Annotated in this window: 14 protein-coding genes; 5 read left to right on the forward strand and 9 right to left on the reverse strand. The window is 71.7% G+C overall.

Annotated features, from left to right (window positions below; genetic code table 11):
* Nucleotides 1–33: 33 nt before the first annotated feature.
* The 5 genes from ACFC1W_RS12990 to ACFC1W_RS13010 all read right to left on the reverse strand — a co-directional run bounded on the left by ACFC1W_RS12990 (nucleotide 34) and on the right by ACFC1W_RS13010 (nucleotide 5764).
* Entirely contained in the window at nucleotides 34–1833 is a 1800-nt protein-coding gene (locus ACFC1W_RS12990; RefSeq protein WP_375993179.1) for a proline--tRNA ligase, read from the reverse strand.
* Between the two features lie 166 nt (nucleotides 1834–1999).
* Nucleotides 2000–3181 (reverse strand): hypothetical protein, encoded by a 1182-nt coding sequence (locus tag ACFC1W_RS12995; protein WP_375993182.1) that lies wholly within the window; start codon nucleotides 3179–3181, stop codon nucleotides 2000–2002.
* Nucleotides 3172–3708 (reverse strand): RNA polymerase sigma factor, encoded by a 537-nt coding sequence (locus ACFC1W_RS13000; protein ID WP_375993185.1) that lies wholly within the window; start codon nucleotides 3706–3708, stop codon nucleotides 3172–3174. The genes ACFC1W_RS12995 and ACFC1W_RS13000 overlap by 10 nt, the downstream gene beginning before the upstream one ends.
* A gap of 38 nt (nucleotides 3709–3746) precedes the next feature.
* Nucleotides 3747–4937 (reverse strand): benzoate/H(+) symporter BenE family transporter, encoded by a 1191-nt coding sequence (locus ACFC1W_RS13005; RefSeq protein ID WP_375993188.1) that lies wholly within the window; start codon nucleotides 4935–4937, stop codon nucleotides 3747–3749.
* Entirely contained in the window at nucleotides 4934–5764 is an 831-nt protein-coding gene (locus ACFC1W_RS13010) for a phosphotransferase (RefSeq protein WP_375993191.1), read from the reverse strand. Before ACFC1W_RS13010 ends, ACFC1W_RS13005 begins: the two co-directional genes overlap by 4 nt.
* A 35-nt stretch (nucleotides 5765–5799) precedes the next feature.
* On the opposite strand from ACFC1W_RS13010, the gene pcp reads away from it, so the two are divergent.
* Nucleotides 5800–6435: a pyroglutamyl-peptidase I gene (gene pcp / locus ACFC1W_RS13015; RefSeq protein WP_375993194.1), complete on the forward strand. Its 636-nt coding sequence runs from the start codon at nucleotides 5800–5802 to the stop codon at nucleotides 6433–6435.
* Nucleotides 6436–6478: 43 nt separating this feature from the next.
* Here pcp and ispG read toward each other — a convergent pair whose 3' ends face one another.
* On the reverse strand, nucleotides 6479–7630 hold the full coding sequence (gene ispG, locus ACFC1W_RS13020) for a flavodoxin-dependent (E)-4-hydroxy-3-methylbut-2-enyl-diphosphate synthase (RefSeq protein ID WP_375993197.1): 1152 nt from the start codon (nucleotides 7628–7630) through the stop codon (nucleotides 6479–6481).
* A gap of 95 nt (nucleotides 7631–7725) precedes the next feature.
* Between ispG and ACFC1W_RS13025 the strand changes: the two genes are divergently transcribed.
* Together ACFC1W_RS13025 and ACFC1W_RS13030 are read left to right on the forward strand one after the other, a co-directional pair.
* A complete protein-coding gene (locus ACFC1W_RS13025; protein ID WP_375993199.1) occupies nucleotides 7726–8961 on the forward strand; it encodes a low temperature requirement protein A in 1236 nt (411 codons plus the stop codon).
* Between the two features lie 173 nt (nucleotides 8962–9134).
* Nucleotides 9135–11087 carry an anthranilate synthase family protein gene (locus tag ACFC1W_RS13030; protein WP_375993201.1) on the forward strand — a complete coding sequence of 651 codons (1953 nt, stop codon included), beginning with the start codon at nucleotides 9135–9137 and terminating at the stop codon, nucleotides 11085–11087.
* Between the two features lie 92 nt (nucleotides 11088–11179).
* On the opposite strand, the gene ACFC1W_RS13035 is transcribed toward ACFC1W_RS13030, so the two are convergent.
* The 3 genes from ACFC1W_RS13035 to ACFC1W_RS13045 form a co-directional block, all read right to left on the reverse strand.
* Entirely contained in the window at nucleotides 11180–12430 is a 1251-nt protein-coding gene (locus tag ACFC1W_RS13035; protein WP_375993204.1) for an RNA polymerase sigma factor, read from the reverse strand.
* A complete protein-coding gene (locus ACFC1W_RS13040) occupies nucleotides 12427–12795 on the reverse strand; it encodes a YciI family protein (RefSeq protein ID WP_375993207.1) in 369 nt (122 codons plus the stop codon). Before ACFC1W_RS13040 ends, ACFC1W_RS13035 begins: the two co-directional genes overlap by 4 nt.
* 83 nt (nucleotides 12796–12878) lie before the next feature.
* A complete protein-coding gene (locus ACFC1W_RS13045; RefSeq protein ID WP_375993210.1) occupies nucleotides 12879–14225 on the reverse strand; it encodes an RIP metalloprotease in 1347 nt (448 codons plus the stop codon).
* A gap of 82 nt (nucleotides 14226–14307) precedes the next feature.
* On the opposite strand from ACFC1W_RS13045, the gene ACFC1W_RS13050 reads away from it, so the two are divergent.
* A complete protein-coding gene (locus ACFC1W_RS13050) occupies nucleotides 14308–14889 on the forward strand; it encodes a hypothetical protein (RefSeq protein ID WP_375993213.1) in 582 nt (193 codons plus the stop codon).
* A 103-nt stretch (nucleotides 14890–14992) separates the two neighbouring features.
* Nucleotides 14993–15787 (forward strand): DUF1775 domain-containing protein, encoded by a 795-nt coding sequence (locus ACFC1W_RS13055; protein ID WP_375993216.1) that lies wholly within the window; start codon nucleotides 14993–14995, stop codon nucleotides 15785–15787.
* Nucleotides 15788–16137: the final 350 nt, after the last annotated feature.

Genomic DNA, 16137 nt, shown 5'->3' on the forward strand with positions numbered 1-16137 from the left:
GGCATGCCGCCGCCTCCCGAGGGCGGGGCTCGCCTAGTTCGCCCGGAGACGCTCCACGACCTCGGCGACCGAGACGGCGTCGCGATCGCCGGTGCGGCGGTCCCACAGCTCGAGCTGACCCTCAGCGGCCCCGCGCCCCACGACGACGACCTTCGGGACGCCGATGAGCTCGGCATCGCCGAACTTCACTCCGGGAGAGACCTTGATGCGGTCGTCGTAGAGGACGTCGAGACCGGATGCCTCGAGCTCGGCCGACAGCTTCTCGGCGACCTCGAACGCCACGGCCTCGCGGCCGGCGGCGACGACGTGCACGTCGAACGGCGCGACGGAGGCCGGCCACTGCAGGCCCTTCTCGTCGTGGTTGAGCTCGGCGAGGTTGGCGAGGATGCGCGTCACGCCGATGCCGTACGAGCCCATCGTCACCGTGACGAGCTTGCCGTTCTCGTCGAGGACCTTGAGCCCCAGCGTCTCGGCGAAGAAGCGCCCGAGCTGGAAGACGTGGCCGATCTCCATGCCGCGTGCGAGCTCGACCGGTCCGGAGCCGTCGGGCGCCGGGTCGCCGGCGCGCACGTCGGCGACCTCGACGAATCCGTCGCCCGTGAAGTCCCGGCCGGCGATGAGCGTGTGCACGTGCTTCTCGTCGATGTTGGCGCCCGTCATCCACGCGGTGCCGTCGACGACTCGGGGGTCCAGCAGGTAGCGGATGCCGGTCGCCGACTCCTCGCCGAGGAGCGGACCGGTCTCGGACCACGGGCCGATGTAGCCCTTGACGAGGAGCGGGTGCCTCTCGAAGTCCTCGGGCGTGGCCGCTTCGACGGCGGCGGGCGCGAAGGCGACCTCGGCGCGCTTGTCGTCGACGTCCCGGTCACCCGGGATCCCGACGATGACGAGCTCGCGCGTGCCGTCGAGGTGCGTCAGGGCGAGCACGACGTTCTTCAGCGTGTGCGCCGCCGTCCACGTGGTGGCGGCGTCGGTCGCCGGGCCGGCGATCCCGGGGGCGGGAGCCTCGAGATGGGCGTTGGCGTGGTCGACCAGCGTCTGGATCGTCGGGGTGTTCGGCGAGTCGAAGATGACCGGCGCGCCGAGCCCGTCGAACGGCAGCGCGTCGGGCACGACGGTCGTGAAGGCCTCGACGTTGGCCGCATAGCCGCCGGCCGACCGCACGAACGTGTCTTCGCCGACGGGCGTCGGGTGCAGGAACTCCTCGCTGCGCGCGCCGCCCATGAGACCGTTGTCGGCGGCGACGATGACGTATTCGAGGCCGAGCCGTGTGAAGATGCGCTCGTACGCGTCGCGCTGCGACTGATACGAGGCATCCTGCCCCTCATCGGTGTAGTCGAACGAGTACGCGTCCTTCATGGTGAACTCGCGGCCGCGCAGCAGGCCGGCGCGCGGACGCGCCTCGTCGCGGTACTTGTCCTGGATCTGGTAGATCGTCAGCGGCAGATCCTTGTACGACGAGTACAGGTCCTTCACGAGGAGGGTGAACATCTCCTCGTGGGTCGGCGCGAGCAGGTAGTCGGCGCCGCGGCGGTCGTGAAGGCGGAAGATGCCGTCGCCATACGAGGTCCAGCGGCCCGACTGCTCGTAGGGCTCCCGCGGCAGCAGCGCCGGGAAGTGCACCTCGTACGCGCCCGCCTCGGTCATCTCGTCGCGGATGATCTTCTCGATCTTCGCCTTGACCCTCAGGCCCAGCGGCAGCCACGTGAAGATGCCCGGTGCGGCACGGCGGATGTAGCCGGCGCGAACGAGCAGTCGGTGACTTGCGACCTCGGCGTCAGCCGGGTCTTCGCGGAGCGTGCGGAGGAAATACTGCGAGAGACGTGTGACCACGAGCGACAAGTCTAGAGCGGTGGGATGCCGCGCCCGCCGCCGCTGCCGGTTGAGCGTCACCCGGGACCTCCGTCGCAGAATCGGAGATCACCGGCGACGCGCCGGCGCGGGCGACCTCCGAGCGGCGTGTCCGCGACGATCTCCGATTCTGCGCACGGGCCCGCCGTCAGGGATGCATCACGGCGAGCAGCGCGGCTGCCAGCGGAGCGGCTTCGGCCGCGTCTCGCACCATGTCGGGGGTGACCATGAGGATGTTCACGCCGTCGCTGACCACGAGGACGGAAGGCGATCCCTCATACCGGTCCAGGCCGGGGACGACCACTGCGCCCTGCGCCCCCGCCACGGTCACCGGGACCGCGTCCTGCCGTCCGGAAGCCGTCGGGAACGCCACGGCACCGCCCGGCACGACGGACACCGCGACGACTTCCCCGCTCGTGTCGTCCCCTTCGCCGGCCGTGAAGTGGAGAAGACAGGTGGAGGTGGCTCTCGCGGTCAGCGGGATGCTCTCCGCGCTGGTCTCGGGTGCGGTCATGCCCTGCTGGTCCAGCAGGGCCACGCGCTCGAACCCGTAGAGCCCGGGGTCGATGCCGGTGACCAGCTGCTCGCAGTCGGGAAGGGCCCACCACTCGTCCTGCGGCTCGGCCGAGAGCGGCGCCGCGTGCTCGTCGAGCCTCGCCGTCGCGGCTGCGAGGAGCTGCGCGGTGCCCTCCTCGCTGACGCCGTCGGCCGCGCCGCGCACCCGCACCTGCACCCACGTTCCACCTGCGACGTCCGTGGACACGCACACTTCGTCATCTCCCTCGCCCTCGACGGGCACGCACCCGGTCGGAGCCTCTCTCACCGCCCGGGCCACGACGGCTTCCGGGTAGGCGAAGACGTGGACTGTGGCCGCCAGGTACACCCCGTCCGACACCCACACGCAGTCGATGCCGCCGAGAGTGGTGTTCGCGCCCGTCTTCCAGCGGTAGTCCGAGCGCATCATGGCCATTCCGGTGGCTCTGCCGACCTCGTCGTCCGTGAGGACGTTCGCACACTCGCCTCCGAAGGGCTCCACGCCCACAGCGGGTTCGGCGACGGGCGGCACCGTCGGCGTCGGGGTGGGCGCGGGACGTGGCGGGGCGTCCGACTCGGCAGGGGTCGGCGTCGTGGCGACTGCGCCGCCGTTGATGAGCGCTGCCGTCGTGACGGCGCCGCCGGCGATGCCGCCGACGAGCAGCAGGGCCACCGCCCCCGCGATGATCTGTGCTCGATTGGCCCCCGCGGGGCGGACTCGCTGGGTTCCGGCCAGGAGGATGTCGCGCATCTCGCCGTGCTCCCGCTCCGAAAGCCGGTCCTCGTTCATACCCATGACGCCTCCATCGCGGTCATCTCGTCGCGGAGCTTCGACTTCGCCCGGGCGAGGCGGGACTTCACGGTTCCGAGGGGGATGCCGAGCGTCTCGGCCGCCGCGCGTTCGGGATAGCCCTCGAGGACCGTCAGCACGACGACGCTCTGCTCGCGCGCGGGCAGCCGCTTGAGCGCAGCCAGCACGCCGGTCTCATCCTGAGCGGTGGGCGCCGCAGCGGGTGCCGCGGCGGGCGTGCGCGCGAGAAGCGCACGGTAGCGGCGGCCGGACCGCTCCAGGTTCCGTGCCGAGTTGGACACGGTGTTCAGCAGCCACGGCAGCGGTGAGCCGTCGACCAGTCGCACCGCGGCCTGCTTGCGCCACAGCTCGAAGAAGGCGATGGTGACGGCATCCTTCGCGTCCTCCCGCGCCGTCAGCAGGCGACGGGCATGCCGGAACAGGCGTGCCTCATGACGGTCGAAGAGGGCGCCGAGCGCGGCCTCTTCGCCCGCGCACACCCGCACCCACAGCGCCTCGTCCGGTTCGTCCATATCCTGAAGTGTCCGGCATCGGGCGAAGGGTTCACACCTCACCCTCTCCGGCGGCGCCCGAGGTGCAGCACCGTGCGCACGAGCAGCCCCGCGACGAGCGCCCAGAACGCGGCGCTCACGCCCAGGAGAGAGACGCCCGACGCCGCGACGAGGAACGTCACCACCGCGGGCATCCGCTCGCCCGGATCGTCGATCGCCTGCTGCACGGCCGATCCGAAGGCGGCGAACAGCGCGAGCCCGGCGACGGCGGGGATCACGGCTTCCGGAGCGAGCAGCACGAGCGCGGCGAACGCCGCCGATGCCGCGCCGAGCACGAGGCTCGAGCCGCCCGCCGAGATCGCGGCGACCCAGCGGCGCTTCGGGTCGGGATCGGCCTCAGGACCCGCGGCGAGCGCGGCGCTGATCGCGGCGAGGTTGATCGCGTGCCCGCCGAGCGGGGCGCCGGCGACCGTTCCGATCCCGGTGACGAGCATCGCCGGCCGCCATGGCACGCGGTAGCCGAAGCTGCGCATGATGGCCACGCCCGGCACGTTCTGCGACGCCATCGTGACGATGTAGAGCGGGATCGCGATGCTCACGAGCGCGCCGACCGTGAACGTCGGCATCGTCAGCTCGATCCGCGGAATGAGCAGTGCCGGGTCGACCGACGCCCCCTCGGCAGCGAGCGACACCCCCACCACGATCGCCGCGGCGACGAACGCGAGCGGCACCGCCCACCGCGGGGCCAGCCGCGCGAAGACGAGCCAGGTCAGCACGACCGGCACGACGCCCCACGGATTGACGACGATCCCGGTGATCGGCGCGAGGCACAGCGGCAGCAGCACTCCCGCGAGCATCGCCTGGGCGATCGACGGTGGGATGCCGGCGATCAGGCGCCCCAGCATCGGCCAGAGTCCGGTGAGCACGACGAGCGCACCGACCACGAGGAATGCGCCCACGGCGGCAGGCCATCCGCCTTCGACCGCCCCGGTGGCCGCGAGCAGGGCGGCGCCGGGCGTCGACCAGGCGACGGTGATCGGCATCCGGTATCGCCACGCGAGCACCAGCGAGCCGAGACCCATCGTGACGCACACCGCGAGCAGGCCGCTCGCCGCCTGCTCCGGGGTGGCGCCGACCGCGCGGAGGCCGGTGAGGACGATGACGAAGGCGCTCGTGAATCCGACCAGCGCCGTCACGACACCGGCGGTGATGGGTCGCGAGAGCGGTTCGCCGGGGAGGACCGCGCTCACTCCAGGGCCTCGTGGATCATGCGGTGACCCTGCTCCTCGAACTGCTCGTCGCCCACCTGGTGCGCCCACGCGGCGGTGGCGATCGCCTCGCGCAGCCGCACCAGCCGCCAGTGCTCCGGCGTGCGCGGATCGTCGCCGTACCCCTCGAAGAACGCGCGCTCGAGATCGGGGTCTGCCCGCCACTCCTGCGCGGCGACGCGCGCGAAGTCGGTGGCCGCCGCACGCAGCGCGAACCGGCCGAGGTCGATCACCCGCACGACGCCGTCGTCGATGAGCCAGTTCCGCGGCTGCCAGTCGCCGTGCGTCGGCACGGCAGGAGGAGGATCCACGGATGCTGCGCCCAGCGCGTCGCGCAGCCGTCGCACGGTCGCCGGCGCGATGCGATGCGGCGCGTCGAGCCACCTGAGGGCCGAGCGCATCGCCGCGTCTTCCGCCACGCCGCCGTCCACCGACGCCTCGTCGTGCAGCTGGCGAAGCAGCTCGCCGGCCTGCCGGTGCACGTCGGGGTCGAGAGCGGCCGGCGTCGAGCCCGCGAGCACGCCGGGCAGGTAGTCGACGACCAGGATGCGCAGTGCGGCATCGGCGAAGCGCAGCCGCGCGGCCCGGCCCTCGGCGACCCACACGTCGGTCGCGCCGTCGTGCGCCTGCAGCTCGCGCAGGATGTGATGGTTCGCCGGGCCTCCGGCCTTCACCACGTACTCGCCGCCCGCGGTGCGGACCCGCAGCACCACGGTGTCGGTCTGCCCCCAGCTGAGATCCGCCGCGATCTCGAAGCCCGGCAGCCACGACGCCAGCGCCGCAGTCTGATCCGGGGTGAGCGCGGGCACCGCCCGAGTCTATAAGCGCCGCCTACCCTGGTCAGGTGACGACGATCCTCCTGACCGGCTTCGAACCCTTCGGCGGCGACGCCGTCAACCCCTCCGGAGAGGCGGTCGGCATCGTCGCGGCGGGGTGGGACGGACCCGAGACCCTCGTCACCGCCGTCCTGCCCGTGACGTTCGACGGCGCGGCCGCACGCCTCGCGGAGCTCCTGGCCGAGCACTCCCCCGACGTCGTCGTCGCGAGCGGGCTCGCGGGCGACCGCGCCACGATCTCCGTCGAGCGCGTCGCGGTCAATCTGCGCGACGCACGCATCGCCGACAACGCCGGCGCGCAGCCGGTCGACGAGCCGAGCGTGCCCGAGGCCCCCACCGCCTACTTCGCGACGCTGCCCGTCAAAGCCATCGCGCGCGACATCGCGGCAGCCGGCATCCCCTCATCCGTGTCGCACTCTGCCGGCACCTTCGTGTGCAACCACGTCTTCTACACGGCGCTGCACGAGTCGGCATCGCGCGGTGCACGCGCCGGGTTCGTGCACGTGCCGTGGGCGGCCGAGCATCGGTCGACGGATGCCGCGTCCCTCCCGCTCGCCGATATCGCACGCGCGCTCGAGATCGCGGTGCGCACGAGCGCAACCGTCACCGACGACCTCGCGGTGAGCGCCGGCACCCTGTCCTAGACGGGCGGACTCCGGATCGCTCGGACGGGCGGACTCGGGGTCGTCAGCTCGTGACGACCTGGGCCGTGCCCACCGGGGCGTTCGGGCCCATCTCGTGGGCGATGCGGTTCGCCTCTTCGATGAGCGTCGCGACGATGTCTGCCTCGGGCACGGTCTTGATCACCTGGCCCTTGACGAAGATCTGGCCCTTGCCGTTGCCCGATGCGACCCCGAGGTCTGCCTCGCGCGCTTCGCCCGGACCGTTCACGACGCAACCCATGACGGCGACGCGCAGCGGCACCGTCATGTCCTTGAGACCCTCGGTGACGTTGTCGGCGAGCGTGTAGACGTCGACCTGCGCTCGACCGCACGACGGGCACGACACGATCTCGAGCTTGCGCTCGCGCAGGTTCAGCGACTGGAGGATCTGGTGGCCGACCTTCACCTCTTCGGCCGGGGGCGCCGACAGCGACACGCGGATCGTGTCGCCGATGCCCTCGGAGAGGAGGATGCCGAACGCCGTGGCGCTCTTGATCGTGCCCTGGAAGGCGGGCCCGGCCTCGGTGACGCCGAGATGCAGCGGCCAGTCGCCCTGCTCGGCGAGCATGCGATAGGCCTTCACCATCACGACCGGGTCGTTGTGCTTGACCGAGATCTTGAAGTCGTGGAAGTCGTGCTCCTCGAAGAGCGACGCCTCCCAGACGGCGCTCTCGACCAGTGCTTCGGCCGTCGCCTTGCCGTGCTTCTCCAGGAGACGCTTGTCGAGCGAGCCCGCGTTGACGCCGATCCGCAGTGAGACGCCGGCGGCCTTCGCCGCTGCGGCGATCTGGCCGACGTTGCCGTCGAACTGGCGGATGTTGCCGGGGTTCACGCGCACCGCGCCGCAGCCCGCGTCGATCGCGGTGTAGATGTAGCGGGGCTGGAAGTGGATGTCGGCGATCACCGGGATCTGGCTCTTCATCGCGATGATCTTGAGCGCATCGGCGTCGTCCTGGTGGGGGACGGCGACGCGCACGATCTCGCAGCCCGAGGCCGTGAGCTCGGCGATCTGCTGGAGTGTCGCGTTGATGTTGGTGGTCTGCGTCGTCGTCATCGACTGGACGCTGACGGGCGCGTTGCCGCCGACGAGCACCTTGCCCACGCTGATCTGCCGGGTCTTGCGACGAGGGGCGAGGACTTCGGGGACCTTGGGCATCCCGAGATTCACTGCTGGCACGCCCCCAGCCTACGCGGGGTCGCCTCCCCTGGGGCTGGTCGTCGCCTGAGCGTTGCCGTGACGCCGCGCGCCTGGTATCGGTGTAGCTTTCCCGCATGAGCCTGAGTCGTCACGTTCGGCGGATGACCGGACGCGATCCGCATGAGGCGCACCGCGCGGCCACACCGCTCGAGCTGCTCTTCGATCTGACCTTCGTCGTTGCATTCAGCCAGATCTCGTCGCAGATGGCGCACTACCTGGAACTCGACCAGGTGGCGACGGCTCTGCTGGGCTTCGCGTTCGGCACGTTCGCGGTGACCTGGGCCTGGATCAACTACTCCTGGCTCGCGTCGGCGTACGACACCGACGACGTGTACTTCCGCGTGGCGACGCTCATCGTGATGGTCGGCGTCCTGGTGGTCGCTCTCGGTGTCCCCGACGTATTCCATTCGCTCGCCGAGGGCGCGCACCTCGACAACACCGTGATGGTCGCCGGCTACGTCATCATGCGCCTTGCCACGGTCGCCCTCTGGCTGCGCGCCGCGCGCCACGACGAGGCGCGCCGTCGAACGTGCCTCGCGTACGCCATCGGCATCTCCGCCGCTCAGGTGGGCTGGATCGCACTGATCTTCCTGACCCTGCCGGTGGGCATCACCCTCGTCTTCACGACCCTGCTGATGCTGCTCGAACTCGCGTGCCCGCTGTTCGCCGAGCTGCGCTTCGGGCGCACGCCCTGGCACGCTCATCACATCGCCGAGCGGTATGGGCTCCTGGTCATCATCACGCTCGGCGAAGTGATCCTGGGCACGATCCTCGCGATCTCCGCCGTCGTGAGCGGCGAGGCGGGCTGGACGGTCGAGGCGGCCCTGGTCGCGTTCGGGGGCACTGCGCTGGCGTTCGGCATGTGGTGGATGTACTTCGCCATCCCGTTCGGCGCGGTGCTGGAACGCCATCGCGCGCGCGGATTCGTGTGGGGCTACCTGCAGATCGCGCTGTTCGGCTCGCTCGTCGCTGTCGGCGCGGGCCTGCACGTTGCGGCGAATGTGATCTCGCACGAGGCGCACGTCGACGCCACCTTCGCGATCCTCACGATCGCGATCCCCGTGCTGGCGTTCGAGACGCTCCTCTTCGCGCTCTTCGCGCTCCTCGTGATGCAGTTCGACTGGTTCAACCTGGTGCTCTACATCGGGGTGGTCCTGTTCCTCGCGGCGGGTGTGATCGCCGTGTCCTCCGGCGCCACGCTCGGCGTCGGCATCATCCTCGTCGCCGTGTCGCCCGCGTTCGTGGTGGTGGGCTACGAGACGATCGGCCGGCGCCGCGCGGCAGTCGAGCTCGAGCGTGCGACGCGCTGAAGCATGCGTCACGGGGCGGAGGCGGCGCACGGCGCTGTGGTAGGTTCGGCCCATGTCCGCGACCCGCACCTGGTGGCTCACCGCATAAGGCGGTGGGTTCGCGCGACCACAGACCGCCCTCGAGGCGGTCTTCTTTTTCGTAGGGCGACCGCCCCCACGACGAAGGACCGATCATGACCGGGCCCGCCCACCTCTCCGTCCCCGAGCTGGCCGCTCGCGGCATCCCGTTCGCCCTCATCGCCCGTGACGGCGCGACCGTCGAAATCCTCACCGGAGACGTGGTCGACGTCGCGCTGCTCGCCGACATCCCGCTGCTCGATGCGACCGGCGCGGCGCGGGAAGTGCTCGCGCTCGTGCCGTTCCGCCAGGTGATCGAGCGCGGCTTCGAGTGCCACGACGACGGCGCTCCGCTGCGCTGCCTCGTCGTCTCGGAGCGCGTGTCGCTCCCGCGCGACGAGGTGCTCGCGCAGCTGCCGACCGAGGCGGTGCCGCTCGCGGGCGCCGGTTTCGACATCGCCGACGAGGAGTACGCCGACATCGTGCGACGGGTGATCGCCGACGAGATCGGACGCGGCGAGGGGGCGAACTTCGTCATCCGTCGCGACTTCACCGCCCGGGTCGACGTCGAACCCGCGACCGCCGCGCTGACGTGGTTCCATGCCCTGCTCGAGTACGAGCGCGGTGCTTACTGGACTTTCGCCGTCGTGACGCCCGGCCACGTCGCCGTCGGGGCGAGCCCCGAGGCGCACGTGAGCGCACAGGACGGCGTGGTGACGATGAACCCGATCTCGGGCACCTTCCGCCACCCCGCCGGCGGCGCGACCGCCGAGACGCTCAGCGAGTTCCTGGAGTCGACCAAGGAGACCGAGGAGCTCTTCATGGTCGTCGACGAGGAGCTCAAGATGATGAGCGCGGTCTGCTCCGACGGCGGCCGCATCACCGGACCGCACCTCAAGGAGATGTCGCGCCTCACGCACACCGAGTACGTGCTGCGCGGGCGCAGCCGCCTCGATCCGCGCGACATCCTGCGCGAGACCATGTTCGCCCCCACCGTCACGGGTTCGCCGATGCAGAACGCGTGCACGGTGATCACCCGCCACGAGCGCACGCCGCGCGGCTACTACTCGGGCGTCGCCGCGCTGTTCACCCCCCGCCCGACGGTCGGCGAGGGCGAGCCCACGCACGACCTCGACGCCCCGATCCTGATCCGCACGGCCTATCTCGAAGCCGGGCGTCTCCGCGTGCCGGTCGGCGCCACGCTCGTGCGGCACTCCGACCCGTACGGCGAAGTCGGCGAGACCCACGGAAAGGCCGCCGGCGTGCTGGGAGCGATCGGCGCGATCGCCCGCGATCCCGGCCCGCAGCTGAGCCCCGAGGTCCCGGCCGCCGCCGAAGCCGCCGCCATCGACGAAGACGCCCCCGCCGCCGAGCCGAGGCGCCTCGCCGACGACCCCGAGATCGCTTCCCTCCTCGCCTCGCGCAACGGCCGGCTCGCCTCGTTCTGGCTCAACCCCCAGGAGACGGACGAGGCCGGTCCGTTCGCCGGGCGTTCCGCGCTGGTCGTCGATGCCGAGGATCGCTTCACCACGATGCTCGCCCACCAGCTGCGCCACCTCGGACTCGACGCGACCATCGTTCCGTGGAGCGACGTGACGGATGCGCAGATCGACGAGGCGGAGCTCGTGGTGTCCGGCCCCGGCCCCGGCGACCCGCGCGAACCGTCCAGCCCGCGCATGGGCCGGATGCGCGACGTCGTGCGCCGGCGCCGCGAGGCCGGGCGCCCGATCCTCGCGGTGTGCCTGAGCCACCAGATCCTCGCCGACTCGGTGGGCATCGAGCTCGCACCGCTCGCCGCGCCGCACCAGGGTCTGCAGAAGACGGTGGACGTGTTCGGGATGCCGGCATCCATCGGCTTCTACAACACCTTCGCTGCGCGCGTCCCGGCCGGGGTGACCGAGATCGGCGAGACCGAGGTCGCGGCGGATCCTGCGACCGGCGACGTGTACGCGCTGCGCGGACCCGGGTATGCGTCGGTGCAGGGACACCTCGAGTCGATCCTGTCGCGCGACGGCATGACGACGCTCGAACGTCTGGTGTCGCACGCGCTGTCCGCGCCGCGTCGCTGAGCGGATCGCCGGGCGAGGGATCTCGATACACGCGCTGCGCGCGCACTCGATCAGCGGGGGACGGCAGGTCGCGCACTCGACAACCGGCTGCGTCAGCGGTCGATGCGCGATGCCAGCAGGCGGCGCTCCGCCTCGTTCGCGGTGAGCTCCAGCGCGCGCAGGTCCGCGGCGAGCGCGTCGTCGTCGCGCCCCAGCTCCCGCAGCAGCGACGCGCGCACCGCGTGCCAGAGGTGCGAACGCGCCAGGGCATCCTCGAGCGCGTCGACCTCGGCGAGCGCCCGCTCCGGGCCGTCGATGCGAGCGAGTGCGACAGCACGGTTCAGCCGCACGACCGGTGTGCGGTCGTACGCGAGCAGCATGTCGTACAGCGTCAGCACCTGCAGCCAGTCCGTCGCGGCGGCCGTCGGGGCATCCGCGTGGCACGCTGCGATCGCCGCCTGCAGCTGCCACCGCCCGGGCCGCCGCTGCCGCGCCGCCCGTTCCAGCGCTGCACGCGCCCCGGTGAGCATGGCGGCGTCCCACCGCGAGCGATCCTGGTCGTCGAGCAGCACCAGGTCACCGTCGACGGCCCGCGCCGATTCCCGCGCTCGGTGGAAGAGCAGCAGCGAGAGCAGCCCCTGCGCCTCGGGCTCTCGGGGCAGCGCGTGCGCGGTGACGCGCGCGAGCCACAGGGCGTCGTCGGCGAGATCGCGGTCGGCCGCGGCATCCCTCCCCGCCACCAGATGAGCCTCGCTGTACATGACCGACACGGTCGTGAGCACGATGTCGAGCCGCTCGGCCCGCTCCGGTCCCTCCGGGATGCGCAGCGGGATGCCCGCCGCACCGATCTTGCGCTTGGCGCGCACGATGCGCTGACCGACCGCGGCGTCGGCGCTGAACGTCGCGCGGGCGATCTGCGCCGTCGTCAGGCCGCACACCGCCCGAAGGGTGAGCGCGAGCTGCGCGTCGGGCGAGAGCGCGGGGTGGCAGCATCCGAACAGCAGCGGAAGCCGTTCATCGATCTCCTCCCCCGGGTCCGGCAGGGGCGCGGCCCCGCGCGAGACGAGCGTCAGCTTGTCGCGGAGTCCTCTCTCCCGGCGCAGGCGGTCGAGCGCGTTGTGCCGGGCGGCCTGCGTGAGCCACGCGCCCGGCTTCGGCGGGATGCCGCGGCCCCGCCACTCCCGCAGCGCCTCCTCGACCGCCTCGGCGACGGCCTCCTCGGCGACGTCGAGACTGCCGAACGACCGTGTCAGAGTCGCGACGAGGCGTCCGGACTCCTCACGCACGATGCGTGCGAGCAGGAGATCGGATGCCGCGGCCCCGCCGCGCGCATCGCGCGGGGTCGCGGCATCCGGAGTGCTCACTGCTCGAACTGGCTGTAGTCGACCACCATCGGGCGCACCTCGACCGCCACGCCGGGGAGCGCGAGGGCGGGCCAGCTCCTGGCGATCGCGATGGCCGCGTCGAGGTCATCGGCGTTGATCACGCTGAACCCGCCGACCACCTCCTTGGCCTCCGAGAACGGCCCGTCCACCACGACGGGCGCGTCCCCGCCGTGCTTGACGGTCGTCGCTGTGTCGGGGGGCTGCAACTCGGCGCCGGAGTCGTCGATGTGCTCGGCGTGCTCGCCGAACCACTCGTAGATCCGACCGTAGACCTCCTGCGCGCGCTCCGGCGGAACGGCGGCATCGAGCTCAGGGGTGCTGGTGAACATCAGGACGTACTTCACGGTCGTGGTCCTTTCGTCAGTGGAACCGTTTCATCCCCACAGCGAATGGACAAGACCGATTTCGACAGGTCCTCGAAGATTCCCTACCCGAAGAGCGAGACCGGGTTGACGATGTCAGTCAGGATCAGCACGGCGCCCATCGCGATGAGCGCGACGACCACGATGAACGTGACCGGAACCAGCTTGGTGGCGTCGACCGGCTTGGGCGGCGGGCGGCGGAAGACTTTGGCCCACACGCGCTTGATCCCCTCCCACAGGGCGACCGCGATATGCCCGCCATCGAGCGGCAGGAGCGGGATGAGGTTGAAGACGAACAGCGCGATGTTGACCGCGGCGAGGAGCTCGAGGAAGCCGGCGACGCGGTTCAGCACGGGGGCGTCGGCCGCCGCGACCTCGCCCGAGAGCCGCCCGGCGCCCACGATGCTGAGCGGCCCGTTCGGATCGCGCTCTTCGCCGGTGACGAGGGTCGTTCCGGCTTCCCACACCTTGACCGGCATCTGCCAGATGATCCCCGCGACGGCTCCGACGCGCTCGAACGCCATCTGCGGCGCGACCCACACCGGCTCACGCAGGTAGTCGACCTCCTGACGGATGCCGGCGAGACCGACCCGTTCGGTCTGCGGCTCGCCGTCCTCGCCGACCACCGGCTGACCTCGCACGTCGAGCACCGGCTGCTCGACCGCGACGGGCGTCAGCGGCAGAGTCAGGGTCTCGCCGTCGCGCTCGACCGTGATCGAGATCGCCCGCTCAGGCGAGGCCTGGATCAGAGCCGCCGCCTCGGCGAAGGTCGAGATCGGCTCGTCGTCGACCGCAACGATCACGTCGCCGGACCGTATGCCGGCGGCGGCCGCGGGTGCCTGCGGATCGGTGGGCTCGCACTCGGAGCGAGCGGAATCGGACGGGATGACGCAATCGCTGACGCTCGACACGGTGGTCGTCGCGGTCTGGATGCCGATGCCCGACAGCAGGATCGCGAAGAGCACGATGGCGAACAGCAGGTTCATGACCGGCCCGCCGAGCATGATCACGACGCGCTTCCACACGGGCAGCCGGTAGAAGACGCGGTCGTCGTCCTCGCTGAGGAGTGTCTCGTCGTTCGCGGCGCGGGCGTCCTGGACCATCGTGGCGAAGAAGCCACCACCCGCCTTGCCCGAGCGGTGGCCGGATGCCGCAGCCGAGGCCTGCTTCGGCGAAGGCGGGTACATGCCGGCCATCGAGATGTAGCCGCCGAGGGGGATCGCCTTGACGCCGTACTCGGTCTCGCCGAGGCGGCGCGACCACAGCGTGGGACCGAATCCGATCATGTACTGGCCGACGCGCACACCGAACTTCTTGGCCGGCCACAGGTGACCGAGCTCGTGGAGCGCGATCGACACGGCGAGGCCCACGACCATGAGGACGACGCCGATGACGAATGCGAGTGCTTCCACACCCGACACGGTACCCGCGCGGGCCTTTGAGTTGGCCGTGACCGTCCTCGGTTCTCGCCTAGGCTCGTCCCAGGAGGATCCCGTGACCCCACGCCACGTTCGCGCCCTGCGAGGCGCTGCGGCTGCGTGGATCGCAACCATCATCGCCGCGACCTCCCACACTCTGGCCGGCGGAGGCGCACCCTCCCCCGTGCTCATCGCGGTCCTCGGCGTGCTCGCCTCGCCCGTGGTCATCGCACTGGTCGGCCGTCGGCTCTCTGTCTGGCGGGTCGGCACCGCCGTCCTGGTGAGTCAGGGTCTGTTCCACACCGCGTTAGCCATGACCGCCGGCGTGGACCCGACCGGACTCCGCGGCCACGTCCACGACGTCCAGCTCGTCGGCGGCACCTCGACGGCCGGGGTTCTGCCCGACGGCGGGATGCTCGTCGGCCACCTCATCGCGGCAGTGGCCACGCTCGTCGTGCTGTATAACGGCGAGCGGATGCTGCGCGCCCTGGGCCGCGGCATCCGTTCACTGCTTCGTCGCGCCGGCGTTCCGGTGCTCGTCGCCGCGCCGCTCGTGCGCTCGGCGCCGGCTGTCGTCGTTCGGCGGCGCGACGCGCGCGTGATGCTGTCCGACGCCTCTCGGCGCGGCCCTCCGTCTTTCGTCCTCGCGGCCTCCTGACCGCGGCATCCCACCGGTCCTGCGCCGTACGCGCGTGGACCGCTGTTCCGTGCATCCGCGCGGCGGCGACCGCCTGCCTGCGCACCCCGACGAAAGACAGTTCATGACCACTTCCCGCACCACTACCGCCCCCGCCCGCCCCGCCCGTCGCGTTCTCCGCGTCGCCCTCGGAACCGCCGCGGGGCTCGCCCTCGCCGTCGGCGCGCCGCTGGCCGCCTCGGCGCACGTCCACGTCGACCCCGGCGTGGTGGCGGCCGGCTCGACCGAGACGCTCACGTTCGCGTTCTCGCACGGCTGCGACGGATCCCCCACGACCTCGCTCGTCATCGACATCCCCGACGGCGTCGGAAACGCGACGCCCATCGTCGACGGCGGCTGGACCATCACACGCGAGTCGGGCGCCGACGGCGTGCCGACGCAGATCACGTTCACGAGCGACATCCCCGTCGAGGACGGCTTCAAGGCGACCGTCGCGATGGACGTGCTGTTCGACGAATCCGCGGCCGGCAGCACGCTCGCATTCCCGGTGACCCAGCTGTGCGCCGACGGCGAGACCGCCTGGGCTGACATCGCCGACGACGGCCAGGACCCGCACTACCTCGACGCCCCGGCACCCCTCGTCGAGGTCGGCGCGGTCGCCGAGGACGACGGGCACGGCCACGCGGACGCTTCGGGCGAGGACGGAGCGGCTGACGGCTCGGCGGGTGACGGCTCGGCGGGGGACGGCTCGGCGGGGGCAGCCTCCGGTGCGGGCGAGCACGCAGACGGCCAGGCGACCGCGGCCCCTGCGGCCGACCCCGTGGCGCGCTGGCTCGCGGCGGGCGGACTCGTCGCCGGCATCGCGGCGCTGGGCGTCGTGCTCCTGCGCGGCCGCTCCCGCACGTCAGGCGACGTCTGACCTCACCCTCTGCGCGGCGCCCGGCCCGCGCGCTGCTCGTGCCCTGCCCGGGCGCTGCCGCCGCGTTGGCCGGGCCCCGCGCACTGCCGGGCCTGGCCGGCGCGTGGCGTGGGGCCCGCCTCTGCAGGGCCCCACGCCGCTGGGGCCCCGCCTCTGCGGGGCCCGCGCGCTGCTGGCTCTCTCCCGAATCAGGGGATCTGGCGAAAACAGGACGATTCCTCGCAGAACGTCCTGCATACGCCGAATCCCCTGATCTCGGCGACGGGCAACGGGCAACCGGCGATCAACGACCGGCGACCGGCGACGAGCGACGAGGGCCGCGGGACTGGACGGACCGGCGGCCGGCGACC

Source organism: Microbacterium sp. NPDC056003 (genome assembly GCF_042274785.1).
GTDB lineage: Bacteria > Actinomycetota > Actinomycetes > Actinomycetales > Microbacteriaceae > Microbacterium.

Coding starts and splice junctions, on each gene's coding strand:
- ACFC1W_RS12995 (WP_375993182.1), bottom strand. CDS start 3,181: ATGGGTATGAACGAGGACCGGCTTTCGGAGCGGGAGCACGGCGAGATG.
- ACFC1W_RS13000 (WP_375993185.1), bottom strand. CDS start 3,708: ATGGACGAACCGGACGAGGCGCTGTGGGTGCGGGTGTGCGCGGGCGAA.
- ACFC1W_RS13025 (WP_375993199.1), top strand. CDS start 7,726: ATGAGCCTGAGTCGTCACGTTCGGCGGATGACCGGACGCGATCCGCAT.
- ACFC1W_RS13030 (WP_375993201.1), top strand. CDS start 9,135: ATGACCGGGCCCGCCCACCTCTCCGTCCCCGAGCTGGCCGCTCGCGGC.
- ACFC1W_RS13055 (WP_375993216.1), top strand. CDS start 14,993: ATGACCACTTCCCGCACCACTACCGCCCCCGCCCGCCCCGCCCGTCGC.